Here is a 25158-nt window from a genome sequence, read left to right on the forward strand (position 1 = left end):
TGCTGGTGTGTCGGGTGTGATCTAGGGCTCACTTTCGCCCGCAAACATAAGAAAGCGTTACCGAAACGTTGTCGGCAATTGATCTCTAATCGGTTGCCAGGAAGCTGAATAAGCTTGTTGACGCGCTAAATTGCGTTGCCAGTCAAACATAACGACTGCATAACGAAGAGTTTCCTAAGCGCCGTCTGAGAGGATCGGCGGTGATTCTGCGGCTCGACGAAGTCACGCGGCCGTAACACGCATTTTCGTCGCTAGACTCGTTTCAGATCGCGCCGAACAGGCGCTGATAGACGTGAAATCTAGGGCCGGTGCACGCCATACCGGCGGAGGTACCGATGAAGATGGCTAACTTTTTGTTGCCCAAGGGCATCAGCGAGTCGCATGTGAATATTGAGTCGACCGAGGATCCGCACGCCGCACTTGTCGGTACTGTCGCGGTCCAGCGCGGCCCGATCGGCGGCATCGCGACGGGCGACGCCGTCGTCGTCACCAACTACGGCGACGACAGCGTCTCGTTCCTCAACCCGCACACCATGGCCGTCGAGCAGACCATCGGCGTCCCCGGTGAGCCGTTCGGCGTCGTCGTCTCGAATGACCGCGCCTACGTCAGCGCCTCGTCTGAGAACCACGACATCGTCTCGGTGATCGACACGACCGCCAGGACGGTCATCGCGACGTACCCGTTGGCGTTCGGCATCACGGCGCTGGCCATCAGCCCGGACGGTAAGCGGGTGTATGCCGGCCGGACCGCCGATGACCACGTCGACGTCGCGGTCATCGACACCACCGCCGAGCGGGTGGGCACCATCGACGTCGCGACGGGCGCGGGCATCGGTATCGACGCTGTCATGGTCGACCCGACCGGTAAGCGACTGTATGTCGCCACCACCGACGTCCGCGGCAGCCAACTGGTGGTCATCGACGCCGAGACCACCCGCGTCGACCGCAAGGTGTGGGTGGGCGCCCCGATCCGCGACATCGCGTTCGCCGACGGCAGTGTGTACGTCCTGACCTCCGACCGCACCCGCGGCGGTGCGATCAGCGTCATCGACATGACCAGCAGCCGCGTCACCGACACCATCGAACTGGGCATCGGCGCGCCGACCCAGATGGTGCTGGGACCGGACAAGACTCGTGCCTACGTGGTCGACTACGACCGCGTCGCGGTGGTCTGCACGCTGTCGCACGACATCGTCACCGACATCACCGTCGGAGCCCGGCCCGCTTGTGTGGCAGTCGATTCCGACGGTGACCGGCTGGTGATCGCCGACTACGCGGGCAACGTCAGCGTGTTCGCCGTCGCATCCACGCTGCCGCAGCTGTATTCGCAGTTGGTGGCCACCGAGCCGATCGCGCAACTGTTGCCCGCCGCCGTCTAGCCCTAGCGACCTTCTTCGCGAGCGACCGCATTTGCACAGTGAAATGCGGCGTGTCGATGTGCAGACACGGTCGCTCGCGGCAAAGGTCGCGGCGAAACCGGAGGCTCAGCGCCAGGTGTAGCGGGTTTTCGGCCGCCCGGCCTTGCCGTAGTCGGTCTGCCGGGTGACGGTGCCCTCGTCGGCGAGCCGCTCCAGGTAACGCCACGCGGTCACCCGCGACACACCGACCTGTTTGGCCACCGCGTCCGCGGTGATGCCCTCGGCGGAATCCCGCACAGCGCGGGCGATCTCGTCGTTCGTTCCCGATGCCGCGCCCTTCGGGACGGCGGATTTGTCGGAGCTGACCCGCAATTCGGCCAGCGCCCGGTCGACCTCGGCCTGGCTGGCCGCGTCGGTGCCTGCGGGCAGGGCCTCGCGGTAGCGCCGGTAGCGCTCCAACCGGTCGCGGAAGGCCGCGAAGGTGAACGGCTTCAGCAGATACGCCAGCGCGCCGTGGCCGACCGCGGCGCGCACCATCTCCAGGTCGCGTTCGGAGGTGATCGCGATGATGTCGGGCGCGGGACGCAGCCCGGACAGCCCCGACGCCAGTGCGATGCCGTTCGCGTCGGGCAGCCCGATGTCGAGCAGCACCAGATCGATCGGCGTCTCGGAGGCCACCGCCTCCGATGCGGCGCGCATCGCATCGCGTGCGGTGTACGCGACCGCGGCCACCGAAAAGCCGTGCAGCCGAGCAAGATACGTCCGATGCGCCTCGGCGATCAGCGGCTCGTCCTCGACGATCAGGACGCTGATCACGACGTCACCGTCACTGTCACCACCGAGCCGTATGTCACGTCGGCGCTCAACGTCCCGTGGTGGCGCTTCACCACCTGTGCCACCAGGGCCAGCCCGAGGCCGTGCTGTTCGGGATCCGAGCCCTTCGTCGAATAGCCTCGCTGCATAGCCTTTTCGAACGTTTTCTCGTCCATGCCCGGCCCGCTGTCGGCCACCCGCATCAGCAGTGTGCCATTGTGCTGGGCGACGGTCACCTCGACCCAGGGGTCGTCGCGGTCGCAGGCGTCCATCGCGTTGTCGATCAGGTTGCCGAGCACGGTGACCATCTCCTGCGCCGTCAGGGCGAGTTCGTCGGAGTTCGACGGCAGATGCGTCTCTTCGGTGACGGTCAACTCGATGCCGCGTTCGTCGGCCTGCGCGGTCTTGCCGAGCAGCAGCGCGACCAGGGCGGGCTCACCGACGGCCTCGGACAACCTGTCCACGAGTTGTTGTGACAGCGCCAACTCGTCGGTCGCGAACTTGACCGCTTCGTCGGCCCGCCCCATCTCGACCATCGTGACGATCGTGTGCAATTTGTTGGCCGCCTCGTGCGCCTGTGATCGCAGCGAGTCGGTCAGCACCTTCAGCGAGTTGAGTTCGCCTAGGGCGCCCTGCAATTCGGTGCGATCGCGGACGGTGACGACTTCGGACTCGTTCGGTCCGTCCGCGACAGGGGATCGGTTGACCACGAGCACCCGCTCGTCAGTCACGTGCACCTCGTCGCGCGCCCCGGGGTTGTAGCTGCGCAGGAACTGCGGCAGGTCCGATTGCGCGACGGGGCCCGGCGGCAGCGCGAGCAGCCTGCGGGCTTCGTCGTTGACCAGCGCCACACCGTCGCGGTCCAACACGATCAGTCCCTCTGACACCGAATGCAGGATCGCGTCGTGGTGCTCATACATCACCCGCAGCTCGTCGGGACGCAGGCCGTGCGTCTGCCGCAACAACCGGCGCCGGATGGCCCACACCCCCGCCAGCGCGATGGCAAGAGCGGCGAGGCTGGCCGCGACGATGATCGGGATCTGTGAGCGCCAGCGGTCGGCCAGGCTCTGCTGCAGGATGCCCGCCGACACCAGGCCGACGATGCGGCCGGTGCCGTCGCGCACGGGCGCCACCGCGCGGATCGACGGGCCCAATGTGCCCGTGTACACCTCGGTGAACGTCTCGCCGCGCAGCGCGGGTTCGATGGTGCCGATGTATTTCAGGCCGATCTGGGTCGGGTCGGTGTGCGTGAAGCGGGTGCGGTCGGGTGCCATGATCGTGATGAACGCGATGTTGGTATTGGTCCTGACGGCCTCGGTCACCGGTTGCAAAGTCTGGGTCGCTCTTCCCGATTCGATCGCCGCGGCCGTCGACGGCGAGTCGGCCAGCGCGGTGGCGATGCCGAGCACCTGCTGACGCGCCGCGGCGTCGCCGTCGTTGCGGGCGTCTACCAGCGCCAGCGCACTGCCGACCAGCACCACCACGGCGATCACCAGGATCTGCAGGGCGATCGCCTGCGTCGCCAGAGACCACGGCCGCCGTCGGTTCACCGGTTCATCTTCGCCGCCCGTCGGGCCGATCGCGGAGAATCGGCGCGCCTGGATAGCATCGGCGGCTATGTGGCCACCTCCGCAGCCGCCAGGCTGGTACCCCGACCCTCGAGGGGTTCCCGGCCAGGCCTACTGGGATGGCAGTCAATGGCAGTTCCCGCCGCAGCGGCGCTCGGGTTCGCGGTGGACGGTCGCGGCGATCATCTTCGGCGTCGTCGTCGCGGGCGTTGGCCTTCTCTACATGTCGGCGGTCGGCCAAAAGGCGATTCAGAAATCGACGTCGAACCAGTCGAGTCAGTCAACGCCTGCGCCGCAGAAACCGGCCGAGGTGCGACTCAATCAGGAAGGCCGGGACGGCAACCTGGCGTTCGTCGTCACCTCCGTCGACACCGCGCAGCGGACCGTCAACGTGCACCTCACCGTGAAGAATGCGGGCAACCGCCACGCGGTGTTCTGGACCGACAATCAGCGGTTGTGGATCGGCGGCCAATGGTTCGTGCCCGACAAGGCCGCCGCGGCCAAAGCGGGCACGACGAGTGTGAAACTGGATCCCGGCAAAACGGCCACCGTCACGCTGGCGTTCCAGGTGCCGTCGCCGAACTCCGCCGTCGACCACATCGAACTGCACGACGCGGCGGTGTCTGCGGGCGTCACCGTCGTCCCCTAGCTGAGTTCCTCGGCCGCCAGGGCGAGGATCTGCTCGCCGGCGCCGACGGCCACGAAATGGCCTGCGCCGTCGACGGGATGCCACACCGCACCGGGCATGGCGTCGGCGACCGCCTTGTTGATCGGATCGGGCACCATGCGGTCGTCGAGCCCCTGCCACATGTGCACCGGCCGGTCGATTGCGGTGACGTCGAAAGACCAACGGCGGTAGAGCAGTTCGGCGTCGCGGACCAGCCCGTCACTACCGTGCGCGAAACATTCGGCGCACGCGTCGGCGAAACAGGCGGCGATGTCTGCGCGCAGCAGGAGGTTGCGGTCGTAGTCGTTGACGTTGTCGCGGACCTGCTTGACGAAGCTGGCGGGGAAGCGTTTGGCGGATACGCCGAGCATGGCGTACATCAGCCGGAAGCCGGGTGTGCATCGCAGCGCCAGTGTTCCACCCAAGGCGTCGATGTTCGAAAGGTATTGCGCCGCAGAGTTGTCCCCGAACGCTCCGTAGCTACCCGGGGCGATGCTGCTGACATGGCGCAGGCGGGCGGGGTCGATGTAGGCGGCCGCCGCCAACGCCCACGGGCCGCCCTCGGACCAACCTGTCACGCCGAATTCGCGGTAGCCAACCGATCCGCGACGGCGATCAGGTCGTCGGCCCAGCCGGCGTAGCTGCGCTGCTTTTGCGGACTCGACTGCCCCATGCCGGGCCGGTCGACGCAGACCAGTCGCAGGTGGTTTTTCGTTGCGGCATCCGCGAGTAGTTTCGCCTCGAGGCGGCTGCTTGGACCGCCATGGTTGTGCAAGACGAGCGGTCCGTCTGGATCGCCGACTTCCAGCCACGACAGTCGACGGCCGTCGTCGAGGTTTATTTCGCGAGCGTCCTCCACGTTGCACAGGCTATTACTCCGCTGCGATCACAACGCACAGAAGTTGAAAATCGCCTGCTAGGCGGGTTATGCGCGCGCGAGCCAGTGTCGCCGTGTGTACATAACGTCGAATTCAGAACTGCGCGAACCAAAAAGAGATCCAACGGTGGGGTAGGAGCGGAGGTGGCCGCTCCTAGCGGGATCTCGGCTGCCGAGCCGGGCTTAGCTCAAAGGGGTTGCAATTCGGGTGAAGTGGCATGTCACCCTCGCCGGTGGTCGGGCGGTCGGGTGGTCGAAGTCGTCCACGTTGCGCGGCTAGAACGGATGAGAGGGCCGCCCGCTGGAGAAGGCGACCCAGCGGGTGCTCCGTGTCTTGGGGCGAGAGGAGCGGTACTTCCGCATCAATTCTGGCTACGGCATCAAATTACTTCGGCTCGTTCAGCTGCGACCGTTAGGAGTGCGCTGATCGCGTCAGTAGCGGTCGAGGGAATTATCTGAACGAGCGACACCTTAAGCACGCAATCATGTCGGGCCGCGCAGTCCAGGCTCACATTTGTACGGTTTGCTATGCAAGCAGCTATATCCTGTCGCACAACCCGAGTAAACTGTGGCTTAGTTAGCTGCTGTGGTGCGGGGGTGAAGCGGTGTCAGCGCAGACGAACGAGTTCCAACGGCTTATCGCCTTGCTTACGTGGGCCATGGGTGAAGGGGCAGAGGTGACCGAATCGTGGATGACACCCGACCCTGTGAGTGGGGTGCCGCGCGAGGTTGACGTAGTAGCGATTCAAGAGGTCGCCGGCCACCGCGTTGTGGTCGGCATCGAGTGTCGTGACAGAAAGGACGTATCTGACGTCCGTTGGGTTGAGGAGGCGCGAACCAAGTTTGAGCGGCTAGGTGTAAATGTCGGCGTCCTCGTATCAGCTCACGGGTTCACTACACCAGCCGAGCAGGTTGCGGCGAGTTATGGGATCAAGACGATCACACCCGGAGAGGCCACGCCCGAGTTTGTTAGGAAAGTTGTCAACAATGCTACGAGCACGGAATATTGGCATTGGGTCACCCTTGTACAGAAGGCAGAAGTAGTAATCACGCGTGACGGTGTGACGCAGCAGCAAGAGTTGCCTGGCAACGTTCCACTGTTGTATGCGGACGGCTCAGAAGCCGCCCTGCTCGTAGATCTCGTAAATCACATTGTGCAGAAGCACTTAGGGAATCACGACAAGTGGCAGGAGGGCTTCCGCGAAGGCGAGCTGCACGGCGGCAAGGTGAAATACATCGGAACTGGTGATGGGCCCGAGCCGAGATTGGAAGGCCAGAAGGTGTATTTGAAAGGGGTCTCGCACGCGACGGGCGAAGAGGAACTGTTCGAGGTCGCCAATGTTGTCGTGACTTTCGAGGCCAAACGAACCGTGGCGGATGTGCCTCTCACGCACGGTGAGTATGACGGCACCGATTTCTCCGCAGGCTCAGCCAGCTTGGGCCACGACGCCACCGTGCAATTGGTCTACACAAAGACTCCCGACGGCAGACTCGAGTTCCGTGTCCGCCTGGACGGCCCGCGCGCCACGTTACGGCCGGATGCCCGCACCTTCCGCGGTGAGGACACCCGGTGACGCCGCCGCCACGACTCCCGTTGAGGGTTGTCATCGCCGTGCCGTCGGAGACGGTTACCGTTCGCCCGAAATGATTACAGACAATCTGCACACCGAGGTAGTCGACCGACTTGTGTCAGCCGAACACAGTGGGCTTTACGACATTCACGGGCTCCGGCCGCAAAGCGGTCGAACTTAATGAACTAAAACGTGACCTGGCTCACCCTCTGGCCGAGAGTCCTTGCAGACCACTTTTCGGAACTGCTTGGAGGATCGAACGTGACCACGAGTTTGGACAGTCCGCCGCGCCGCCGCGACCGCACCCACTGGCTCTACATCGCCGTCATCGTCGCGGTACTGGCAGGCATCGTCGTGGGTTTGGTGGCCCCCGAGGTCGGCAAGAGCGTCGGCGTGCTCGGCACCATGTTCGTCAACCTGATCAAGATGATGATCGCGCCGGTCATCTTCTGCACGATCGTGCTCGGCATCGGTTCGGTACGCAAAGCCGCCACCGTCGGCAAGGTCGGCGGGCTGGCGTTCGTCTACTTCCTGGTGATGTCGACGTTCGCGCTGGCGATCGGCCTGGTGGTCGGCAACCTGATCCACCCCGGCAGCGGTATGCACCTGACCGACAGCGCCGCGGGCAAGGGCGCCGAACTCGCCGAGAAGGCACACGAGGCCGGCGGCCTGATGGACTTCGTGCAGGGCATCATCCCGGAGACCCTGTTCTCGTCGCTGACCGCAGGCAGCGTGCTGCAGGCGCTGTTCGTCGCGCTGCTCGTCGGTTTCGCGCTGCAGGCGATGGGCCGCACCGGTGAGCCGATCCTGCGCGGCATCGAGTATCTGCAGAAGCTGGTCTTCAAGGTGCTGGTGATGATCCTGTGGCTGGCCCCGATCGGCGCGTTCGGCGCGATCGCCAACGTCGTCGGCCAGACCGGGTGGACCGCGGTGACCCAGTTGCTGACGCTGATGCTCGGCTTCTACGTCACCTGCGTGCTGTTCGTCTTCGGCGTGCTCGGTGTGCTGCTGCGGGTGGTGTCCGGCGTCTCGATCTTCAAGCTGGTGCGCTACCTGGCCCGTGAGTACCTGCTGATCTTCTCGACCTCGTCGTCGGAGTCGGCGCTGCCGCGGCTGATCGCGAAGATGGAGCACCTCGGCGTCGACCGCAGCACCGTCGGTGTCGTGGTGCCGACCGGCTACTCGTTCAACCTGGACGGCACCGCCATCTACCTGACCATGGCGTCGCTGTTCATCGCCGACGCGCTGGGCGCACCGCTGTCCGTCGGACAGCAGATCGGCCTGCTGGTCTTCATGATCGTCGCGTCCAAGGGCGCCGCCGGTGTCACCGGAGCGGGGCTGGCCACGCTGGCAGGCGGCCTGCAGAGCCACCGCCCGGACCTGCTCGACGGCGTCGGCCTGATCGTCGGCATCGACCGGTTCATGTCGGAAGCGCGCGCGGTGACGAACTTCTCGGGTAACGCGGTTGCGACGGTGCTGGTGGGTGCCTGGACCAAGACGATCGACCGCGACAAGGTGAACGCCGTGCTGGGTGGATCCGACCCGTTCGACGAACTCACCATGGTTGACGACGATCGCGCGCCGCACGCCGAAGAGCCGACGCAGGAGCGAATCCCTGTGCCGGTGTAGGGCGTGCGAAAGAAGGGCCCGGCCGCGCCCCTCCGGCCGGGCCCTTCTGCTGTCTCGAAAACGCCATCTGCCCGCAGTTTCGGCGGTGTCAGGAAACTTTCTGAAATTCCTTTGAACCCCCTGCGACCTCCCCCCGTTGAACCGGCTGACACCGACCCCAACGGACAGAACGGAGGCTCGCAATGCGTGCCATCTTGCTCACACTCATCGCCATGGCCACAGCGGCCTGCGGATTGATCCTTGCGCCTGCAGGTTTCGCGAAAGCGGCGGAATCCGCAGTGGTCACTATCGGCCAACTCGAGGCCCAGGGGTTCGACGTGAAGGTCGACCGCATCGGCAGCGCGCCGCTGTCGCAATGTGTGGTCACCAACGTGCGGAACCCAAGGAACCGAACGGAATTCGTGCCAGTGCTGGGTGATCGCGATCGCGACGGCGTCGTCCCCGTGATCGTCGACCGCACCGTCACGGTTTCACTGGACTGCTCGGCGCGCTGACCCGATGAAGACCCGGCTTGGAAGGCTCCGGCCGGGTTTTCTTCGGCCGCCTACCGTCCGGCGATACCGTGAAAGAGGTTGTCCACCAATGCATCAACGAATTCGTCGGTCAGCGGTTGATCGGGAAGCAGCAGTCGGTGATAGCAGGCGCCCCACAGTTGATCCACGACCGTCTCCGGATCCAGGGTGGCGCGCAGCTGGCCGCGGCTCTTGGCTGTTTCCATGGCCGCCACGGCTTTTTCCCGCCGCGGCCCCGAATAGCGTTGTAGATAAGCCGCTTTCAGCTCCGGATCCGATTGCGCCTGGCCGATCAACTCGCCGATCACCCGGCCCGCGGGGCTGTCGCGGATGACGCCGAGAAAAGTGTGCAGTTGCGCCCGCAGGTCGGCCTCGACGTCGCCGGTGTCCGGGAATTCGAGTTGCGGGTCGACCCGGTGAAAGTAGCCGTCGAGCGCCAGGGCTCCCTTGGACGGCCACCACTTGTAGATGGTCATCTTGCTGGCACCGGAGAGCTTGGCGACCTTCTCGATGGTCAAGCCCGCCATTCCCTCGTCGAACAGCAGCACAGCCGCGGCGTCCAGGATCTGCGCGCGCACTTCTGCCGCGGGCCGACGACCGCGCCCGCGACGCTGTGGTCCGGTCAAGGGCAACTCCTCCGGGAATATATGGACGAATCGTACACTTGCTGTCCGATATGGACGCAACGTACACAACCAAGGAGACCGAAATGATCGACCGTGTTGCCATCGTCACCGGCGCCTCAGGCGGCATCGGTCATGCTGTCGCGGTCGGACTGGCCGCGGCGGGGATGGCCGTGGCAGTGCACTACGCAGGCAACCGCGACCGGGCCCAGGCCGTCGCCGACGAGATCACCGCGGCAGGAGGCCACGCCATCGTCGTCGGCGCGGACGTCGCCGAGGAAGCGGAGGTCGCCGCGCTGTTCGACCGGGTCGAGGCCGAGTTCGGCGGCGTCGACGTGGTGGTCAACACCGCGGGCATCATGCTGCTCTCGCCGTTGGCCGAACTGGATCTCGACGACTTCGACCGCATGCACCGCACCAACGTGCGCGGCACATTTGTGGTGAGCCAACAGGCCGCGCGGCGGGTCCGCGAGGGCGGCGCCATCATCAACTTCTCCACTTCGGTCACCAAGCTCGCCGTGCCGGGCTACACCGGCTACGCCGCCACCAAGGGCGCCGTCGACGCGATGACGCTGATCCTCGCCAAGGAGATGCGGGGCCGCGACGTGACCGTCAACGCCGTCGCACCCGGACCCACCGCCACCCCGCTGTATTTCGAGGGCAAGTCGCAAGAGGTGATCGAGCGCGCCGCGGCGGCCTCCCCGCTCGAGCGCCTCGGTGAGCCCGCCGATATCGCCGAGGCCGTCGCCTTCCTGGCCGGCCCGGCCCGCTGGGTGAACGGACAAATCATCTATGTGAACGGAGGAGTGATATGACCATGAGCACACCGAAAGTCGTTCTCGTCACCGGCGCCTCGAGCGGATTCGGTGCGATGACGGTCCGCGCCCTTGCCGACGCGAAACACCTCGTCTACGCGGGGATGCGGGACATCGCAGGCCGGAACGCACAGGCCGCGGCGGCGGCCAGGCGTTACGCCGACGAGCACGGCGTGACGCTGCGGCCGATCGAGATGGACGTGGCTGACCAATCGTCGGTCGACGGCGCGGTGGCGGCGGTGCTCGCCGAGGTGTGCCGCGTCGACGTCGTCGTGCACAACGCCGGGCATATGGTGTTCGGCCCGACGGAGGCGTTCACACCTGAGCAGGTCGCCGACGTCTACGACATCAACGTGTTGTCCACCCAACGCGTCAACCGGGCGGTGTTGCCTGCCATGCGAGCCCGGCGCGACGGCCTTGTGGTGTGGGTCGGCTCGTCGAGCTCGCGCGGTGGCACGCCGCCGTACCTCGGACCGTACTTCGCGGCCAAGGCGGCCGAGGACGCGCTGGCGGTCAGTTACGCCGCGGAGCTGACCCGGTTCGGGGTCGAGACGACGATCGTTGTGCCCGGGGCGTTCACGTCGGGCACCAATCACTTCGCCAACGCGGGATCCCCCGCCGACCGGTACATCGCGTCCGCCTACGAAGCCGAGTACGCCGGGCTGATGGATGAGGTCGGCAAGAGGCTGGCCGAGCTGGCACCCGACGATGCCGACCCGGTCGAGGTGGCCAGGCAGATCGTGAAAGTCGTTGATACACCGAAGGGTTCGCGGCCGTTCCGGGTGTACGTCGACCCGGCGGACGACGGCGCCGAGGAGGTGTTCCGGGTCGGCGACCGGGTGCGTGAGGTGTTTTTTCAGCGGATCGGGATGCCGGATCTGCTCACTGTGAGCAGTTCAGCGTCACCGAGATCGACTGGCTGGTGACCACCTGGACGAGCACGCGATCGCCGTCCCGACCCGGCCCGGAGTAGGGCAGCCACTGCTTGACCTGCTGCGGATTCCTGACGTTGGTCACCACACACTGGTCCATCGACCCGGTGCCGATCTTGTCGATGTTGACCGTGTAGCCCTCGCTCTGCAGCCTGTTGATCACTTCTTGCGCGGTCTCTTCGGCGGACGCGACACCCGCCGGCGCAACGATCGCCCCACACACACCCACGACCGCGAGCATCAACCTGGTCCGCATGGTCCTATGGTCCTCCCTCTGCCGAGCAGACGCAAAGTCGCACAAATTCGCGTCGAACAGTGCGATTTTGCGTCTGCTCGCGCGGGGGAATGTCAGCGCTGCGCGCGCTGGTAGGCCGTCACCACCGCGGCCCCGCCGAGGCCGATGTTGTGCTGCAGCGCGGCGGTGACGTTGTCCACCTGACGTTTGTCGGCGGTGCCGCGCAACTGCCACGTCAACTCGGCGCACTGCGCAAGGCCGGTCGCCCCGAGCGGGTGGCCCTTCGAGATGAGCCCACCGGAGGGATTGACCACCCAGCGGCCGCCGTAGGTGGTGTCGTTGTTGTCGATCAGCTTCGGAGCCTCGCCTTCGCCGCACAGCCCGAGCGCCTCGTACAGCAGCAATTCGTTGGCCGAGAAGCAGTCGTGCAGCTCGATCACCTGGAAGTCGCTCGGCCCGAGGCCGGACTGCTCGTAAACCTTTTGCGCGGCTTGCACATTCATGTCGTAGCCGATCAGGTTCTTGGCGCTACCGTCGAAGGTGGACTGGAAATCGGTCGTCATCGCCTGCCCGACGATCTCCACCGCCTGGCTTGCCAGGCCGTGCTTGTCGACGAACGCCTCGCTGGCGACGATCGCCGCGCCTGAGCCGTCCGACGTCGGTGAGCACTGCAGCTTGGTCAGCGGGTCGGAAATCATCTTCGCCGCCAGGATGTCGTCGAGCGAATACTCCTCCTGGAACTGCGCGTACGGGTTGTTCACCGAATGCTTGTGGTTCTTAAACCCGATCTTCGCGAAATGCTCTGCGGTGGTGCCGTATTGACGCATGTGCTCGCGGCCGGCCGCGCCGAACATCCACGGCGCGACGGGGAACGCGAACTCGTCGATCTCGGCCATCGCCTTGACGTGCCTACCCATCGGCGACTCGCGGTCCTCGGCGCCGCCCTGCAGTGGGCCTGGTTGCATCTTCTCGAAGCCCAGTGCGATCGCGCAGTCGGCCAGCCCGCCACGGATCGTCTGCGCCGCAAGGAACAACGCGGTCGAGCCCGTCGAGCAGTTGTTGTTGACGTTGGCGATCGGGATGCCGGTCATGCCGAGTTCGTACAGCGCGCGGTTACCGGAGGTCGAGTCACCGGCGACGTATCCGACGAAGCCCTGTTCGACTTCGGAGAAGTCGATGCCCGCGTCGTCCAATGCGTTGGTGCCGGATTCCCGCGCCATGTCGGGGTAGTCCCAACCCTCGCGGCGGCCCGGCTTTTCGAACTTCGTCATCCCCACACCGACGACGAAAACTTTGTTTGGCATGCCATCGACAGAAACACACCGCGGGCGAACTGTCTAGATGCGCTATCCGCCGAGGCTGCAACGGTGCACGGAAAGTGCGAGTAATGGCATGCCGGAATGCCGTTTCGGCGCCGACAAGGGTGCGGGGCCCCGCCGCCGCAGCGGGGCCCCCGCAGGGGAGGGGGCTATTCGAAGTAACCCGTGTACTCGGGGCAGTAGGTGTCCACCGCGGTGACCACGAACACCGCCGCCTGGTGGGTGCTCAGGTCGGTGTTGGCCAGGATGTCGCGGCCGATGTAAAAGGGATCGGCACCGTCGTCGAGCGCCTCGCACACAGAGTGGGCGTTTCCGATGGCGGCCTTCGGGCTGTCATAGGAGATGCCCTCGGCACTGATCTCGGTCAGGAAGGTGTTGTCCGTCGAACTGACCGCGCCTGCGGTGCCCGCGGTGGCCACGGCGAGTCCGAACGCGGCCGCGACGGCGGGGCCTGCGAACCAAGTGGCGAACATGGGGGCTCCTCCGTGATGTCGTTTCGGTCCGGTTGTCTCCGGGCTGACATCAGCGTCGGACAGCGCCCTTGGCGGATTCTTGGTGGATTCTTGCGGCCTGTGGTCCTACGCTTCGGGCGGCGCGATCTCGAAGGTGAACTCGTGGGCGCAGATGCGCACCCGGTCGCCGTCGGCGAGCGTGGCGGTGCCGCGGATGCGCTCGTCGCCGACGTCCACCCCGTTCGCCGAACGCAAGTCGGTGATCACGAAACTCGTGCCGGTGTCGATGATGACGGCGTGGTGGCGGCTGACGTTGGCGTCGGCGAGCACGATGTCGTTGTCGGGGAGTCGGCCGATGCGGGTGGCGGCGGCCAGCAGCGGATAGACCCGCCCGTCTGCCGCCCGCAAACTGGCCTGCGCGCGCGACGCGTTGACCTCGGTGCGCAGTTTGATGTCGTGGACGGTGTGCGCGGCGGTGGTCTTGGCGGCCTTCTTCGCGTCGAGCGGTTCCTGACGCAGGATGCGTTCGTGCAGGGCGCGCACCGTCGGCCCTGGGTCGATGCCCAGATCATCGGCGAGTGTGGTCTTCAACCGCTGATACGCGTCGAGCGCCTCCGACTGCCGCTCGGCCAGATAGTAGGCGGTGATCAGTTGCGCCCACAGCGGCTCGCGGTACGGATGCTCGGCGGTCAGCGATTCCAGTTCACCGATGACGGCATAGCCACGGCCGCAAGCGATTTCGGCTTCCGCGCGGGCGGTGTGGGCGACCACCTTGTCCTCGGTCAGCGCGGTGGCGAACGCGTCGACGAACTGGAAGTCGCGCAGATCCTCCAGCACCGCGCCGCGCCACTCCGCCAGCGCGGCCGTCAGATGCCGGCTGGCCTCCTCGAACCGTCCCGCGGCGGCGGCCTGCACGCCCGCGGTCTTCTCGATGACGAACCGGCCGATGTCACAGGCGCTGTCGGCCGCCGTCAACCGGTATCCCGGCGGCGCGTTCTCCAACATCGACCGTGCGTCGCCGAGCACCCTGCGCAGGTTCGAGATGTAGGAGTGCAGACTGGCCCGCGCCTCCGACGGCGGCCACTGTTCCCACGCCGCGGTGATCAGCGAGTCGATCGCGACCGGCCGGTTGCGGTTCATCACCAGCATCGCCAGCACCGCGCGCTGTTTCGGAGTGCCCAGCGCCACGGGCACGCCGTCGACGGTGACCTGCAGTGGGCCCAGCACACCGAACCCGATCTTGTTGTCGGTCATCCGCAGTTCTTATCGCGAACTGCGGATGACCAGGGCCGAATTTGCGGCAATTCACATTCGGCGCGGCGGCGGGGCGAGCACCGCCGTGGGCACCGGCGCCCAACTGCCGTCCGCAGCCACCCGGCCGAATGGCTGATCGCCGAAATGGAAGCCGAAGCCCAGCGTGTCGGGTGCGGTCAGTTCGGCGAGCAGTCGGCGCCGCGCGGTGACGACCTCGGTCGCATTCCATTCAGCGGCCGACATCCATTCGGGGTGCACGAACTGGGCGGTCAGGTGGAAGACGTCGCCGAACACGACCAGCCGTCGGCCCACACTCGACGTGACCACGTACGACGTATGACCAGGAGTGTGCCCCGGGGTGACGATGGCGCGCACTCCCGCGACCACCTCGTCGCCGTCGTTGATCCGCTCGATTCCCTCGCGGTCGGCGCGCAACTGCGTGATGAGGCGCTGCGGCGCCGCAGCACCCTCGTGGGGCGTGCCACCGTCGTACGGTGCCCACTCCTGGGCGGCCAGCACGTAGCGGGCGTTCGGAAAGGTCTTGTGGCCACCCGCGTAAGCCCAGCCCGCATGGTCGAAATGCAGATGGGTGAACGCCACCACGTCGATGTCCTCGGGCCGACGGCCGAGCGTGTCGAGCACGTCGAGCAGTGAACCGCAGTCGATGGTGCCGAACGCGAAATCGGTTGTGCTGCTGCCCACTCCGGTGTCGATCAACAGTTTGGTGTCACCGCGTTCGACCAGCAGGCCGCCTGCGGACATCACCAGCTCCTGCGTCGAGAAGTGCTCGCTCGGGATGTCGGGAAAGAACTTGGCGGGCGGCATCCTGATCACGCCGTCCACGACGTAGGTGGCGACCACGTCGTCAAACGTCAACGACCGCACCGCCGCTGGATCGTCAAGCCGACCGACTGAGGTCATGCGGCGATGCTTCCGCCGCCGTCGGCCCGAACGATCTGTCCAGTGATGTAGCCCGCGTCCTCGTCGAGCAGCGCGCAGATAGCGTGGGCGATCTCGCGTGGTGTGCCGACCCTGCCGACCGGGATCGCTGCCAGGAACTGGGCCTCTTTCTCTGATCCGGCGGGGGTGCGCTCGCGGAACAACTCGGTCTCGACGGGTCCCGGCGCGACGGCGTTGACCGTGACACCGGTGTGCGCGAGTTCGTGCGCCCAGATCCGGGTTGCCGCTTCCAGTGCCGCCTTCGACGCGGCGTACGGGGTGCGTTCCTGCGTGCCGAGCGTGGTCAGGCTGCTGACGTTGACGATGCGGCCCCACCCGTTGGCCAGCATCCCCGGCAGCACCGCCTGCACCACCTGAACGGCGGCGCGCACGTTCAGGTCGTAGGTGGTGAACAGGTCGTCGAGGTCGATCGAGCCGATCCTGCCGAACCGGACGGCGCCTGCGTTGTTGACCACCCCGTCGACCCTGCCGCCTGCCACGATGCGATCAAGCACCTCGGCGGTCGCCGCCCGGTCGGTCAGGTCGGCCTCGTAGAACTCGCCGGGAAACTCGGCGGGCGCGGGGCGGGCGAGCCCGATCGGGGTGTGTCCTGCCGCTGCCAACCGGTCGGCGACGGCCCGCCCGATGCCCTTCGATGCGCCGGTGATCAGTACTCGTCGTGATGACATGCGTCCTCCTGTTGCGTGGTTGCTCATTACAACAACGCCCTGCCGGGACTAATTTGCATATCGGAGTTGATATAGAGGTATGGCGTTGGGCGCATGCCAGGAGGACCTATGTCGACTCTGTTGCAGTTGAAAGCTTTTGTGGCGGTCGTCGACGAAGGCGGCTTCACCGCTGCCAGTCACCAGTTGGGGCTGTCCCAACCCGCGGTCAGCCGGGCCGTCTCGACGCTCGAGAAGGAGTTGGGCGTCGCGCTCCTTATCCGACGCCGCGACGGGATCGCGCTGACCGAGGCCGGCTCCCTCGCGTTGGCACACGCGCGTGCGGCGGTGCGGCACCTGACGGCGATGCGCACGGAAGTCGTTGCGCTGTCGGGTCAGATCACCGGGACGCTGAGCCTGGCGAGCCTGCCGAGTGTCACCGGGACGCTCGTCGCGCCGCAATTGCAGACATTCACTCAACGGCATCCGGCGGTCACCGTCCGTCTGCTCGAAGGGAGCGAGCAGGAGGTGCGTGACTGGCTGGACCAGGGTGCCGCGGAGGCCGGTGTGGTGTCGCTACCGATCAAGGGCCTGGCCGCCGCGGTCCTCGGCGACCAGGACATGGTCGCGGTGGTGCCTGCGGGCAACCGACTGGCCGACTGGGCCGAGGTCAGCTATGCGGAGTTGGCCAAGGAGCCGTTCATCAAGTCGACCGGTGGATGCACCGAGGTGTTCACGCCGGTGGCCCGGCGGATGGGCGTCGAGTTCGACGTGGCGTTCGAAGCCCGCGAGATGTCGGCGGTGCTGGAGATCGTCAATGCGGGGCTCGGGGTCAGCATCCTGCCCAGCGCCGGCATGCCCAAGCTGCCGGACGGCGTGGTCGCGCGTCCGCTGACACCGACGACCGTGCGGCGGTTGGGGGTCGCGGTATCCGCCAGCGCGTCCCCGCCCGCGCGCGCCTTCCTCGAGCAGATCGCCGCGCTGGATCTCCGCTGAGTGGTAGAACGTGTTCTAGTTCTGCCGCTTCGAAGGGAGAAGAGATGGGTCTGCGCGTCGTGCAGTGGGCAACAGGAGGCGTCGGCGTCGCCGCCATCAAGGGGGTGCTCGAGCATCCGGACCTCGAACTCGTCGGCTGCTGGGTGCACTCGGAACGCAAGGCGGGCAAGGACGTCGGCGACATCATCGGCACCGAACCGCTGGGCGTCACCGCCACCAACAGCGTCGACGAGATCGTGGCCCTCGACGCCGACGCCGTGGTGTACGCCCCGCTGCTGCCGAACCCCGACGAGGTGGCCGCGCTGCTGCGGTCGGGCAAGAACGTGGTGACCCCGGTCGGCTGGGTTTACCCCAGCGACCGGCAGCGCGCACCGCTGCGAGAGGCGGCGCTGGCAGGCAATGCCACGTTGCACGGCACCGGCATCGCGCCCGGCGGCATCAGCGAGAAGTTTCCGCTGATGTTCTCCATCATGTCGACGGGCGTGACTTTCGTTCGCGCCGAAGAGTTTTCCGACCTGCGCAGCTACGAAGCGCCGGACGTGGTGCGCCATGTGATGGGCTTCGGTGAAGTGCCGGACAAGGCGTTGTCGGGGCCGATGCAGAAGCTGCTGGACGGCGGCTTCATCCAATCGGTGCGGATGTGCGTCGACAAGGTGGGCTTCAACGCCGACCCGAAGATCCGCTCCTCGCAGGAGATCGCGGTGGCCACCAAACCGATCGACTCGCCGATCGGCATCATCGAACCGGGTCAGGTGGCGGGCCGCAAGTTCCACTGGGAGGCCCTCGTCGACGGTGAGCCCGTCGTCCGCGTCACCGTCAACTGGCTGATGGGTGAGGAAAACCTGGATCCGGCATGGACTTTCGGCCCCGAGGGCCAACGCTACGAAGTCGAGGTCCGTGGTAATCCGGATATCTCGGTCAGCGTCAAGGGTTTTCAGTCCGAGATCGGCGGTGAAGGCCCCGAGTACGGCGTGGTCGGGACGGCCGCGCACTGCGTGAACTCGATTCCCGCGGTGTGCGCGGCCGCACCGGGCATCGCCACCTACCTCGATTTGCCACTGATCAGCGGTAAGGCGGCCCCGACGCTTCGTTAGCGGTCAAGCGGGTTGTGCCGGTTGACGATCAGCGGGTCGGACTTGGTGAACGGGAAGTCCGGCAGGTCCTCGATGTGGGTGTTGAACGTGGCGGCCAGCACCTCACGCGAGTACGCGCTGATCGACGTGCGGTAGCCGATGTCGGCGGGGAAGGGCTGATCGAAGAAGATCAGGAAGTGCCACTCCGGTGCGTCGAACACCTCGATGTGATGTGGGTAGGCGCGGGGGATGAAGTAGACGTCGCCCTTGTTGAGGTGCCAGGTGTCCAGCGTGCCGTCCGGGTCCATCACCGTCATCCGCGCCGAACCGCTTTCCACGTAACCCATTTCAGCGGTGACGGGGTGCCAATGCGGCTCGCGCATACCGTCTTCGCGGATGCGCAGCGAGTACATCGACAGGTCTTTGAGGGCGGGCCAGAACTGCACGCGTGCGGTGCGCGCGGAGCCGACCGCGGCCTGCACCGGCGGCGTCATGGCTTCCACCGAGAACTTGTGCGGATCGTTGAAATGGGCGGTCGACGGCACCACCGGGTCGCCGGTCCTGCCCGCGATCGCGCGGTCGACGAGGTTACGGCGGATCGCCGCGAAGTCCGACGCGTCGAGGTCATACGTGTTGCCCAGCACCGCATCTGTCATCGCGCCGAATGCGCCTGCGAGACCGAAATCCTGGGGGCGTTCGTGCCGGAAGGTGATGATGAACTCGGCGGGTTCGGTGCCGATGTTCTCGATGTGGTGCAGTGAACCCGAGTCGACGTGGAACATCTCGCCCGCGCTGATGGTGAAGCTGGCGAACTGGCTTCCGCTGTCGAGCACGGTGACCAGCGTGTCGCCCCTGACGCAGTAGGTGAGTTCGTTGGCATTGGCGTGCCAGTGCGGGGTGCGCATGGCGCCGGGGTTGATCACCACGCGCTTGATCGACAAACCGTTGAGTATCGGGAAGTTGTCGGCGGTCAGGCGCTGAATCACGCCGAGATCCGACTCTTCGACGATCTCGCCGTTCAGCAGCGACGCGGAATGAGTGCTGCGCTCAACGGATAGCGTCATGAAGTTGCTCCTTTGCTCGTGTGGCTAGAACCTTCGCCCACAAGCGCGCAGCGCAACATCGCCGCTGGCAACCAAAATGCGCTACCGGCTAGCCGGTAGTCCGCGGTCAGCGCGGCAGGATGCCGCCGTCAAGCGTGACCACCTTGTTCGTAAGGTATCCGTTGCGCAACATCGCGATAGCCATTTCCGCCACCTCCGAGGGCCGACCCGCCCGGCCGACGGGAATGGGTATCGGGGCGTCGGCCGTCTGCGGGTCGCCGGGGAACATGCCGGTGTCGCCGATCAAGGCGGGCGCCAGCGCGTTGACGGTGACGCCGTCGGCCGCCACCCGCGGCGCCAGATGATGCATCAGGCCGTGCAACCCGGCCTTGCTCGCCGCGTAGTGTGCGCCGACCACGCCGCCGTTGAGACCCGCCACCGACGAGATGAACAGCACCCGCCCGAACCGGTTGGCGACCATCGCGGGCAACACCTGCTGGGCGAGCAGGAACGGTGCGGTCAGGTTGACGGCGAGCGTACGGTTCCAGGACTCGAGATCGATGTTGTGCCAACCCTTTACGTCGGCGGTGCCGGCGTTGGCGATCAGGATGTCGACGCAGCCGAATTCGGCTTTGGCCTGCTCGACGAGCCGGGTCGGCGCGGTGGGATCGGCGAGATCGGCCGATGCGACGACGGCGCGCCTGCCACACCAGCGGGCATAGTCGGCGGCCGCCTCGGCGTCGTCGCCGTGGCGCCCGTAGGCCAGCACCAGATCCACACCGTGGTCGGCGAGTCCGCGGGCGATGGCCCTGCCGATGCCGCCGGAGGCGCCGGTCAGCAGCGCGACGCGGCCCGTCAACTCCGTCACGGTTTGACCAGGATGCGGATCGGGTTGCCGTCCTGGCGCTCCAGCATCTCGATGCCGCCCCTCACGTCTTCGAGTGAGACGATCTCGCTGATCGAGCGCGACAGGTCGAGTCGGCCCAGCGAGACGAGTGTCGCCAAGGTCTCGATGTCGACGTTCTGATAGCCGAGGTGGCCGAGCACCTGCTTCTGGGTGAGACCGAACAAGCTGGTGGGGCCGACGCTGGGCGCCTCGGCGCTCATCCCGACGCCGACCAGACGTCCGCCGACGGTGATGCAGTCGAGCGCCTGCTCGAACGTCGACTTGAGACCGACCGCGTCGAACGCCACGTTCAGCAGGCGGCCGCCGGTGATCTCGGCGATCCTGTCGCGCAGGTTCGGATCGGTGGCGCTCAGCGCGTGGTCGGCGCCCAGTTCCAGCGCCCTGTCCAACACCGCGGACTTGATGTCGACGGCGATCACCGGCGCCGCGCCGACCAACCGCGCCAGTTGCACGATGTGCGTGCCGACACCGCCGACGCCCCACACGCCGACAGACTCGCCGATGCGCACCTGTCCGGTGCGCACCACCGCGCCGAACGGGGTCGACACCGCGTCGGCCAGGATGGCCGCCTGCTCGAGCGGAACGTTGTCGGGAACCCGGGTCAGGCCGACGGCCTGTGCGACGGTGTACTCGGCCCACGCGCCGTCATATGCGAACGCCATCAACTGAATTCGCTGACAGTTGGCGATATCGCCGCGTCGGCAGTTCGGACACGTCGTGCACGGTCTGCCCGCGGCGACGACGACCCGGTCGCCCTCGGACCAGCCGGTCACCCCCGCGCCCAGCTTGGCAACGGTGCCCGCCGCCTCGTGGCCCTGCGTCACGACGGATCGCTGGGCCGGGAACGTGCCGTTGATCAGGCTGAGGTCCGAATGGCAGATGCCGCAATACGCGACTTTGACGAGCACTTCGCCGGGACCCGGCTCCGGTATCGGAACATCCTCTACCACAACAGTTTTCGAGTCAGCATAGAATCGCTCGGCCCGCATCGTGTCGACCATTCCGTCACGCTACCATCGGAAGATGTGCCGGCTGTTCGGCCTTCATGCCGACAAGAGAATCACCACCGCGACGTTCTGGCTGCTCGATGCGCCCGACAATCTGGTCGAGCAGAGTAGGCGCAACCCCGACGGCACCGGGCTTGGCGTCTTCGGCCCCGACGGCCAACCGGTGGTCGACAAGCAGCCGATCGCCGCCTGGCAGGATCCGGCGTTCGCCACCGAGGCACACGCATTGACCGGGACGACCTTCATCGCGCATGTGCGCTACTCATCCAGCGCCGCATTGGAAGTGCGCAACACACATCCGTTTCTGCAGGACGGTCGGATCTTCGCGCACAACGGGGTGGTCGAGGGTCTGGACGTGATCGAGACACGGCTCGCCCAGTTGGGTGTCAGCGACCTGGTGGGCGGGGAGACCGATTCGGAGCGGATCTTCGCCTTGATCACCGGGTGTGCCCGTCGACGAGGCGACGTGGGCGCCGGGCTGGTCGAGGCGGTCGGCTGGCTGGCGGCAAACGTGCCGATCTACGCCGTCAACATCCTGCTTGGCACCGCGACCGACATGTGGGCGCTGCGTTATCCGGAGACCCACGAGTTGTACCTGCTCGACCGCCGCGACGTCGACGACAGGAAGCTGCGGATGCGCAGTGACCGCATCACCGCCCATTGCGACGAGCTGAGCGCCTCGGTGCTGTTCGCCAGCGAGCCGATGGACGACGACGACTGGCAACCGCTGGCGGCGGGCGAGTTGGTGCACGTCGACGCGGATCTGCGGATCGACCGTCGCATCGCGTTGCCCGCTCCGCCCGAACACCTGTTGCGCCGCGACGATCTGACCGGGCAGGCCGCGGCGTCCCAGCATCCGGCGGCGTGAACCCGCGCGCCGAGATCGGGTCAGGGGATCCGGTAGAACGGGTTCGGCAGCAGGAAGGTCCGCTCGGAGAATCCGCCGTCGAGGTCCGATGGCTGGTCGCCGATGTTGGCGACGATCGTGAAGCCGCGCTGCTCGATCTGCTGGCGCTGCGGGGCCTTGAAGTCGGCAGCCGAAACATAGTGTGCGCCAGCCGGTTCCATGATCAACTCGGCGTAGTCGGTATATCCGACGGCGTGCAGGTTGCGCTCGGTCGCCGTGCGCTGAGTCTCGTCACGGCCGGTGATGAAGAAGACGGCGGCGCCGCGGTCCTTGGCGGCCCGGTAGACGTCCATTGTCGGCTGGACGATCGTCGCCTGCGCCCGCTGATCCCAGGCGACCAGACCACACGGGCCTTGCGGTAACCGGTCACACGACCCGTCCAATATCCGCCCGAAGTCGTTGGCTTTCAAAGCTTCCCAATTCGACAACGCGGTCTCGTCGATGTCGAACACGACCGCGGGCCGGTTCACCCGCGGCGCTTCGGAGTTGATCCACTCGACGGCGGGGGCGGTCGCGATCTGCAGATCGGTCAGATAGGCGCCGCTGTTGTAGTAGTCGACCGCCGCGAACTTCAGATCGCCGATGTTCGCCGGCTGTACGGGCGGCGGGATGATCGGCGCGGGCGGTGCAGGCGGCTCGGCGAGCGCGCCTGGCGCGAACGCGATCAGCGCGCCTGCGACCAGGGCAACAACGATGCGCATGTCTGGACCCTAGCGACGGTTTGGCACACTCGCTGCCGTGGCAACGAAACGGGCGCTGGTGCTGGCAGGCGGGGGACTGGCAGGCATCGCATGGGAGACAGGCATCCTGCGCGGCATCGCCGACGAGTCGCAGGCAACGGCGGACGCTCTGCTGGCCGCCGACGTCCTGGTGGGCACCTCGGCAGGCTCCGCGGTCGCGGCGCAACTGGGCAGCGGGCTCGGGCTCGACGCGCTGTTCGAGCGCCAGACGGCCGAGTCGTCGGCCGAACTCAACCCGGACGTCGGGATCGAGGAGATCACCGAGCTGTTCCTGGCCGCGATGACGGCATCGGACACCAGCAAGGCGGAGAAGCTGCAGAAGATCGGCGCGGTCGCGCTGTCGACCAAGACGGTGCCAGAGGCGGTGCGTCGCGAGGTGATCGCCCAGCGGTTACCGTCGCATCAATGGCCGAATCGGGTGCTGCGCATTTCCGCGGTCGACACGGGGACGGGTGAGGTCGTCACGTTCGACAAGGATTCCGGCGTCGGCCTTGTCGACGCGGTGGCCGCCAGTTGCGCGGTGCCCGGGGTCTGGCCGCCGGTGACGATAGGTGGCCGCCGCTACATGGACGGCGGCGTCGGCAGCATCGTCAACATGGCGTTGGCCGACGACTGCGACGCCGCGGTGGTGTTGGTGCCGTCGGGCCGTGACACCCCGTCGCCGTTCAGCGCAGGCGCAGGCGAGGAGGTCGACGCGTTCGGCGGCACCACCTTCGGGGTGTTCGCCGACGACCAGTCGATCGCCGCGTTCGGCCCCAACCCGCTGGACCCCGCCTGCCGGGTGCCCTCCGCGATGGCAGGTCGCGAGCAGGGCCGCCGGATCGCCGCCGCGGTGGCCAACTTTCTCAGTTAGCTTTCCTGCGTGGACTTTTCGAGTTCGTCGAGCATGGTGGCGGCCAGTTCCCTGCCGATGTCGATGACTTCGGCGGCGCGATGGAATTCGAGGCTGCGGCACACTGTGCGCGGCACCTCGATCAACACGTCGGGCGGGTAGGCCGCAAGGGTGTGCCGCGCCAGCGCGGCCTGTGCGATGTCGATGGTGCGGTTCATCACCTCGAAGCTGCCGAGCTTCGGCACGGCTTCCTCTTTGGTTGTGTCTATCAGTTCTTCGACGCTGGCCGTCTCCTCGGGTGCGGTGCCGGCGCGGTCGAACAGGGCGGTGGTGCTGCGCCACATCCGGCTCAACCATTCGGGGGTGGCCCTGGGTTCGGCGTCGGTCGGTTCGTAGCGTCCGCCTGCCTCGTTGCCCGCGAGGCTGACCGCGATGGTGAGGTCGGCGTTGACGGCGGCGATTGGCGCCATCGGCAGCGGGTCGAGGATGCCGCCGTCGGCGAGCAGGCGTCCGTCGAACACATGCGGTGTGATGACGCCGGGGATCGCGATCGACGCCCGGATCGCCGCGTCGACCGGACCGCGTTGCAGCCAAACGGATTTCCCCGACAGCAGATCGGTCGACACGGCGGTGTAGGGAATGGGCAGCTCCTCGATCGTCACTTCGCCGAGGATGTCGCGGACGGCGTCGAGGATCTTCTCCGCCCGCAGCACCCCGGCCGCGGTGATCGACGGATCAAGCAGCCGCAGGACGGCGCGCTGCGTCAAAGATCTGGCCCAGTCGGCGAATTCGTCGAGCTTGCCTGCCGCTTGCAGTCCGCCGACGAGCGCTCCCATCGACGATCCGGCGATCCCCACGATCTGGTAGCCGCGGTCACGCAGTTCGTCGATCACCCCGATGTGGGCGTACCCGCGGGCGCTGCCGCTGCCGAGGACAAGCGCCACACGCTTTGCAGCCATACCGCCATTCTGCGCCGCGGCAATTACTCGCACTCGCCGTTGGCGGCGCCGGTGACCGCCATGATGACGCCGGCCTGCTGTGCGGGAGTCAGCTTGGTCCACGGGGTGTTGAAGTTGCCCGGTCCGCTGAAGTCGGGCTGTTGCAGCATCTTCAGGTACGGCTCCACGAGCGTCTTCGGGTCCACCTGCTGACCGTCCATCCACAGCTTGGCCGCGTGACAGGCCTGGCCGTACTGCGACTCCGTGGCGTCGGCCGGGACGTCGACCCTGGTGGTGACGCCACCGGGGGAGACGCCGATAGCGCCCGGTTCGGCAGGCTCCGCGGGCAGCGGCGGCGGCTCAGTGGTCGGCGTCGACGACGTCTGTGTCGGCGACGTCGCCGGTGGCTGCTCGTTGGACGAACAGCCGACCGCGAGGGCCGTCAGGGCAGTGAGTACCGCCACGCGTTGGGCATACCTGCGCATG

At 66.5% G+C, this 25158-nt stretch carries 28 protein-coding genes; 11 read left to right on the forward strand and 17 right to left on the reverse strand.

Annotated elements, in window-relative coordinates; all coding sequences use genetic code 11:
• The first annotated feature begins 335 nt into the window (after window positions 1-335).
• Window positions 336-1379, forward strand: coding sequence for a YncE family protein (locus C1A30_RS33095; protein WP_101952415.1), 1044 nt, complete (start codon window positions 336-338; stop codon window positions 1377-1379).
• Window positions 1380-1484: 105 nt separating this feature from the next.
• Here the strand turns inward: C1A30_RS33095 and C1A30_RS33100 are convergent, their stop codons facing one another.
• Both C1A30_RS33100 and C1A30_RS33105 read right to left on the reverse strand, forming a co-directional pair.
• On the reverse strand, window positions 1485-2174 hold the full coding sequence (locus C1A30_RS33100; protein ID WP_200828494.1) for a response regulator: 690 nt from the start codon (window positions 2172-2174) through the stop codon (window positions 1485-1487).
• A complete protein-coding gene (locus C1A30_RS33105) occupies window positions 2171-3721 on the reverse strand; it encodes a sensor histidine kinase (protein WP_101952417.1) in 1551 nt (516 codons plus the stop codon). The genes C1A30_RS33100 and C1A30_RS33105 overlap by 4 nt, the downstream gene beginning before the upstream one ends.
• Window positions 3722-3788: 67 nt before the next feature.
• Here C1A30_RS33105 and C1A30_RS33110 point away from each other — a divergent pair, with 67 nt between their 5' ends.
• The gene (locus tag C1A30_RS33110; RefSeq protein ID WP_101953063.1) at window positions 3789-4388 is read left to right on the forward strand and encodes a DUF4352 domain-containing protein; all 600 of its coding nucleotides are present in this window, start codon (window positions 3789-3791) and stop codon (window positions 4386-4388) included.
• Here the strand turns inward: C1A30_RS33110 and C1A30_RS33115 are convergent.
• Entirely contained in the window at window positions 4385-4984 is a 600-nt protein-coding gene (locus C1A30_RS33115; protein ID WP_235010316.1) for an alpha/beta fold hydrolase, read from the reverse strand. The genes C1A30_RS33110 and C1A30_RS33115 overlap by 4 nt on opposite strands.
• Window positions 4981-5265 carry an alpha/beta fold hydrolase gene (locus tag C1A30_RS36305; protein WP_235010317.1) on the reverse strand — a complete coding sequence of 95 codons (285 nt, stop codon included), beginning with the start codon at window positions 5263-5265 and terminating at the stop codon, window positions 4981-4983. Before C1A30_RS36305 ends, C1A30_RS33115 begins: the two co-directional genes overlap by 4 nt.
• Window positions 5266-5888: 623 nt before the next feature.
• Here C1A30_RS36305 and C1A30_RS33120 point away from each other — a divergent pair.
• The 3 genes from C1A30_RS33120 to C1A30_RS33130 all read left to right on the forward strand — a co-directional run bounded on the left by C1A30_RS33120 (window position 5889) and on the right by C1A30_RS33130 (window position 8977).
• Window positions 5889-6857 carry a restriction endonuclease gene (locus tag C1A30_RS33120; protein WP_101952418.1) on the forward strand — a complete coding sequence of 323 codons (969 nt, stop codon included), beginning with the start codon at window positions 5889-5891 and terminating at the stop codon, window positions 6855-6857.
• 258 nt (window positions 6858-7115) lie between these two features.
• On the forward strand, window positions 7116-8483 hold the full coding sequence (locus C1A30_RS33125; RefSeq protein WP_101952419.1) for a cation:dicarboxylate symporter family transporter: 1368 nt from the start codon (window positions 7116-7118) through the stop codon (window positions 8481-8483).
• Between the two features lie 182 nt (window positions 8484-8665).
• Window positions 8666-8977 carry a hypothetical protein gene (locus C1A30_RS33130; protein ID WP_101952420.1) on the forward strand — a complete coding sequence of 104 codons (312 nt, stop codon included), beginning with the start codon at window positions 8666-8668 and terminating at the stop codon, window positions 8975-8977.
• 50 nt (window positions 8978-9027) lie between these two features.
• On the opposite strand, the gene C1A30_RS33135 is transcribed toward C1A30_RS33130, so the two are convergent.
• On the reverse strand, window positions 9028-9561 hold the full coding sequence (locus tag C1A30_RS33135; RefSeq protein ID WP_101953064.1) for a TetR/AcrR family transcriptional regulator: 534 nt from the start codon (window positions 9559-9561) through the stop codon (window positions 9028-9030).
• Window positions 9562-9704: 143 nt separating this feature from the next.
• Here C1A30_RS33135 and C1A30_RS33140 point away from each other — a divergent pair, with 143 nt between their 5' ends.
• Window positions 9705-10433 carry an SDR family oxidoreductase gene (locus C1A30_RS33140; protein WP_101953065.1) on the forward strand — a complete coding sequence of 243 codons (729 nt, stop codon included), beginning with the start codon at window positions 9705-9707 and terminating at the stop codon, window positions 10431-10433.
• 2 nt (window positions 10434-10435) lie between these two features.
• A complete protein-coding gene (locus C1A30_RS33145) occupies window positions 10436-11359 on the forward strand; it encodes an SDR family oxidoreductase (RefSeq protein WP_101952421.1) in 924 nt (307 codons plus the stop codon).
• On the opposite strand, the gene C1A30_RS33150 is transcribed toward C1A30_RS33145, so the two are convergent.
• The 6 genes from C1A30_RS33150 to C1A30_RS33175 all read right to left on the reverse strand — a co-directional run bounded on the left by C1A30_RS33150 (window position 11316) and on the right by C1A30_RS33175 (window position 16253).
• Window positions 11316-11621 carry a hypothetical protein gene (locus C1A30_RS33150; RefSeq protein ID WP_101952422.1) on the reverse strand — a complete coding sequence of 102 codons (306 nt, stop codon included), beginning with the start codon at window positions 11619-11621 and terminating at the stop codon, window positions 11316-11318. The genes C1A30_RS33145 and C1A30_RS33150 overlap by 44 nt on opposite strands.
• A 92-nt stretch (window positions 11622-11713) precedes the next feature.
• Window positions 11714-12904 carry a lipid-transfer protein gene (locus C1A30_RS33155; RefSeq protein WP_101952423.1) on the reverse strand — a complete coding sequence of 397 codons (1191 nt, stop codon included), beginning with the start codon at window positions 12902-12904 and terminating at the stop codon, window positions 11714-11716.
• 164 nt (window positions 12905-13068) lie between these two features.
• On the reverse strand, window positions 13069-13392 hold the full coding sequence (locus tag C1A30_RS33160; protein ID WP_101952424.1) for a DUF732 domain-containing protein: 324 nt from the start codon (window positions 13390-13392) through the stop codon (window positions 13069-13071).
• A gap of 105 nt (window positions 13393-13497) precedes the next feature.
• Window positions 13498-14625, reverse strand: a complete 1128-nt coding sequence (locus C1A30_RS33165; RefSeq protein ID WP_101952425.1) for a BTAD domain-containing putative transcriptional regulator — start codon at window positions 14623-14625, stop codon at window positions 13498-13500.
• A gap of 51 nt (window positions 14626-14676) precedes the next feature.
• Complete coding sequence (locus C1A30_RS33170) at window positions 14677-15546, reverse strand: MBL fold metallo-hydrolase (RefSeq protein ID WP_101952426.1); 870 nt, start codon at window positions 15544-15546, stop codon at window positions 14677-14679.
• Complete coding sequence (locus C1A30_RS33175) at window positions 15543-16253, reverse strand: SDR family oxidoreductase (protein WP_101952427.1); 711 nt, start codon at window positions 16251-16253, stop codon at window positions 15543-15545. The genes C1A30_RS33170 and C1A30_RS33175 overlap by 4 nt, the downstream gene beginning before the upstream one ends.
• Before the next feature lie 108 nt (window positions 16254-16361).
• Between C1A30_RS33175 and C1A30_RS33180 the strand changes: the two genes are divergently transcribed.
• Both C1A30_RS33180 and C1A30_RS33185 read left to right on the forward strand, forming a co-directional pair.
• Complete coding sequence (locus C1A30_RS33180) at window positions 16362-17225, forward strand: LysR family transcriptional regulator (protein ID WP_101952428.1); 864 nt, start codon at window positions 16362-16364, stop codon at window positions 17223-17225.
• A 44-nt stretch (window positions 17226-17269) separates the two neighbouring features.
• Complete coding sequence (locus C1A30_RS33185) at window positions 17270-18319, forward strand: dihydrodipicolinate reductase (protein WP_101952429.1); 1050 nt, start codon at window positions 17270-17272, stop codon at window positions 18317-18319.
• Here C1A30_RS33185 and C1A30_RS33190 read toward each other — a convergent pair.
• The 3 genes from C1A30_RS33190 to C1A30_RS33200 all read right to left on the reverse strand — a co-directional run bounded on the left by C1A30_RS33190 (window position 18316) and on the right by C1A30_RS33200 (window position 21249).
• A complete protein-coding gene (locus tag C1A30_RS33190; protein ID WP_101952430.1) occupies window positions 18316-19362 on the reverse strand; it encodes a cupin domain-containing protein in 1047 nt (348 codons plus the stop codon). The genes C1A30_RS33185 and C1A30_RS33190 overlap by 4 nt on opposite strands.
• 106 nt (window positions 19363-19468) lie before the next feature.
• Entirely contained in the window at window positions 19469-20209 is a 741-nt protein-coding gene (locus C1A30_RS33195; protein WP_101952431.1) for an SDR family NAD(P)-dependent oxidoreductase, read from the reverse strand.
• On the reverse strand, window positions 20206-21249 hold the full coding sequence (locus C1A30_RS33200; protein ID WP_101952432.1) for a zinc-binding dehydrogenase: 1044 nt from the start codon (window positions 21247-21249) through the stop codon (window positions 20206-20208). Before C1A30_RS33200 ends, C1A30_RS33195 begins: the two co-directional genes overlap by 4 nt.
• 22 nt (window positions 21250-21271) lie before the next feature.
• Between C1A30_RS33200 and C1A30_RS33205 the strand changes: the two genes are divergently transcribed.
• The gene (locus tag C1A30_RS33205; protein ID WP_101953066.1) at window positions 21272-22123 is read left to right on the forward strand and encodes a class II glutamine amidotransferase; all 852 of its coding nucleotides are present in this window, start codon (window positions 21272-21274) and stop codon (window positions 22121-22123) included.
• Between the two features lie 20 nt (window positions 22124-22143).
• Here C1A30_RS33205 and C1A30_RS33210 read toward each other — a convergent pair whose 3' ends face one another.
• Window positions 22144-22863 carry an HAD family acid phosphatase gene (locus C1A30_RS33210; RefSeq protein WP_101952433.1) on the reverse strand — a complete coding sequence of 240 codons (720 nt, stop codon included), beginning with the start codon at window positions 22861-22863 and terminating at the stop codon, window positions 22144-22146.
• A 37-nt stretch (window positions 22864-22900) separates the two neighbouring features.
• Here C1A30_RS33210 and C1A30_RS33215 point away from each other — a divergent pair, with 37 nt between their 5' ends.
• A complete protein-coding gene (locus tag C1A30_RS33215; RefSeq protein ID WP_101952434.1) occupies window positions 22901-23755 on the forward strand; it encodes a patatin-like phospholipase family protein in 855 nt (284 codons plus the stop codon).
• Here the strand turns inward: C1A30_RS33215 and C1A30_RS33220 are convergent.
• Window positions 23752-24693 carry a patatin-like phospholipase family protein gene (locus C1A30_RS33220; protein WP_200828495.1) on the reverse strand — a complete coding sequence of 314 codons (942 nt, stop codon included), beginning with the start codon at window positions 24691-24693 and terminating at the stop codon, window positions 23752-23754. The genes C1A30_RS33215 and C1A30_RS33220 overlap by 4 nt on opposite strands.
• Window positions 24694-24716: 23 nt before the next feature.
• Window positions 24717-25157 (reverse strand): lipoprotein LpqV, encoded by a 441-nt coding sequence (locus C1A30_RS33225; protein ID WP_101952436.1) that lies wholly within the window; start codon window positions 25155-25157, stop codon window positions 24717-24719.
• Window position 25158: the final 1 nt, after the last annotated feature.

The sequence above is a fragment of the Mycobacterium sp. 3519A genome (assembly GCF_900240945.1).
Taxonomy (GTDB): Bacteria; Actinomycetota; Actinomycetes; order Mycobacteriales; family Mycobacteriaceae; genus Mycobacterium.

Excerpts from the sequence above, each read along its gene's own strand:
- C1A30_RS33095 (WP_101952415.1), top strand. The coding sequence starts at position 336 with ATGAAGATGGCTAACTTTTTGTTGCCCAAGGGCATCAGCGAGTCGCAT.
- C1A30_RS33185 (WP_101952429.1), top strand. The coding sequence starts at position 17,270 with ATGGGTCTGCGCGTCGTGCAGTGGGCAACAGGAGGCGTCGGCGTCGCC.
- C1A30_RS33140 (WP_101953065.1), top strand. The coding sequence starts at position 9,705 with ATGATCGACCGTGTTGCCATCGTCACCGGCGCCTCAGGCGGCATCGGT.
- C1A30_RS33175 (WP_101952427.1), bottom strand. The coding sequence starts at position 16,253 with ATGTCATCACGACGAGTACTGATCACCGGCGCATCGAAGGGCATCGGG.
- C1A30_RS33110 (WP_101953063.1), top strand. The coding sequence starts at position 3,789 with ATGTGGCCACCTCCGCAGCCGCCAGGCTGGTACCCCGACCCTCGAGGG.
- C1A30_RS33155 (WP_101952423.1), bottom strand. The coding sequence starts at position 12,904 with ATGCCAAACAAAGTTTTCGTCGTCGGTGTGGGGATGACGAAGTTCGAA.
- C1A30_RS33220 (WP_200828495.1), bottom strand. The coding sequence starts at position 24,693 with ATGGCTGCAAAGCGTGTGGCGCTTGTCCTCGGCAGCGGCAGCGCCCGC.
- C1A30_RS33200 (WP_101952432.1), bottom strand. The coding sequence starts at position 21,249 with ATGGTCGACACGATGCGGGCCGAGCGATTCTATGCTGACTCGAAAACT.
- C1A30_RS33130 (WP_101952420.1), top strand. The coding sequence starts at position 8,666 with ATGCGTGCCATCTTGCTCACACTCATCGCCATGGCCACAGCGGCCTGC.
- C1A30_RS33180 (WP_101952428.1), top strand. The coding sequence starts at position 16,362 with ATGTCGACTCTGTTGCAGTTGAAAGCTTTTGTGGCGGTCGTCGACGAA.
- C1A30_RS33150 (WP_101952422.1), bottom strand. The coding sequence starts at position 11,621 with ATGCGGACCAGGTTGATGCTCGCGGTCGTGGGTGTGTGTGGGGCGATC.
- C1A30_RS33170 (WP_101952426.1), bottom strand. The coding sequence starts at position 15,546 with ATGACCTCAGTCGGTCGGCTTGACGATCCAGCGGCGGTGCGGTCGTTG.
- C1A30_RS33225 (WP_101952436.1), bottom strand. The coding sequence starts at position 25,157 with ATGCGCAGGTATGCCCAACGCGTGGCGGTACTCACTGCCCTGACGGCC.
- C1A30_RS33190 (WP_101952430.1), bottom strand. The coding sequence starts at position 19,362 with ATGACGCTATCCGTTGAGCGCAGCACTCATTCCGCGTCGCTGCTGAAC.
- C1A30_RS33165 (WP_101952425.1), bottom strand. The coding sequence starts at position 14,625 with ATGACCGACAACAAGATCGGGTTCGGTGTGCTGGGCCCACTGCAGGTC.
- C1A30_RS33145 (WP_101952421.1), top strand. The coding sequence starts at position 10,436 with ATGAGCACACCGAAAGTCGTTCTCGTCACCGGCGCCTCGAGCGGATTC.
- C1A30_RS33160 (WP_101952424.1), bottom strand. The coding sequence starts at position 13,392 with ATGTTCGCCACTTGGTTCGCAGGCCCCGCCGTCGCGGCCGCGTTCGGA.
- C1A30_RS33205 (WP_101953066.1), top strand. The coding sequence starts at position 21,272 with ATGTGCCGGCTGTTCGGCCTTCATGCCGACAAGAGAATCACCACCGCG.
- C1A30_RS33210 (WP_101952433.1), bottom strand. The coding sequence starts at position 22,863 with ATGCGCATCGTTGTTGCCCTGGTCGCAGGCGCGCTGATCGCGTTCGCG.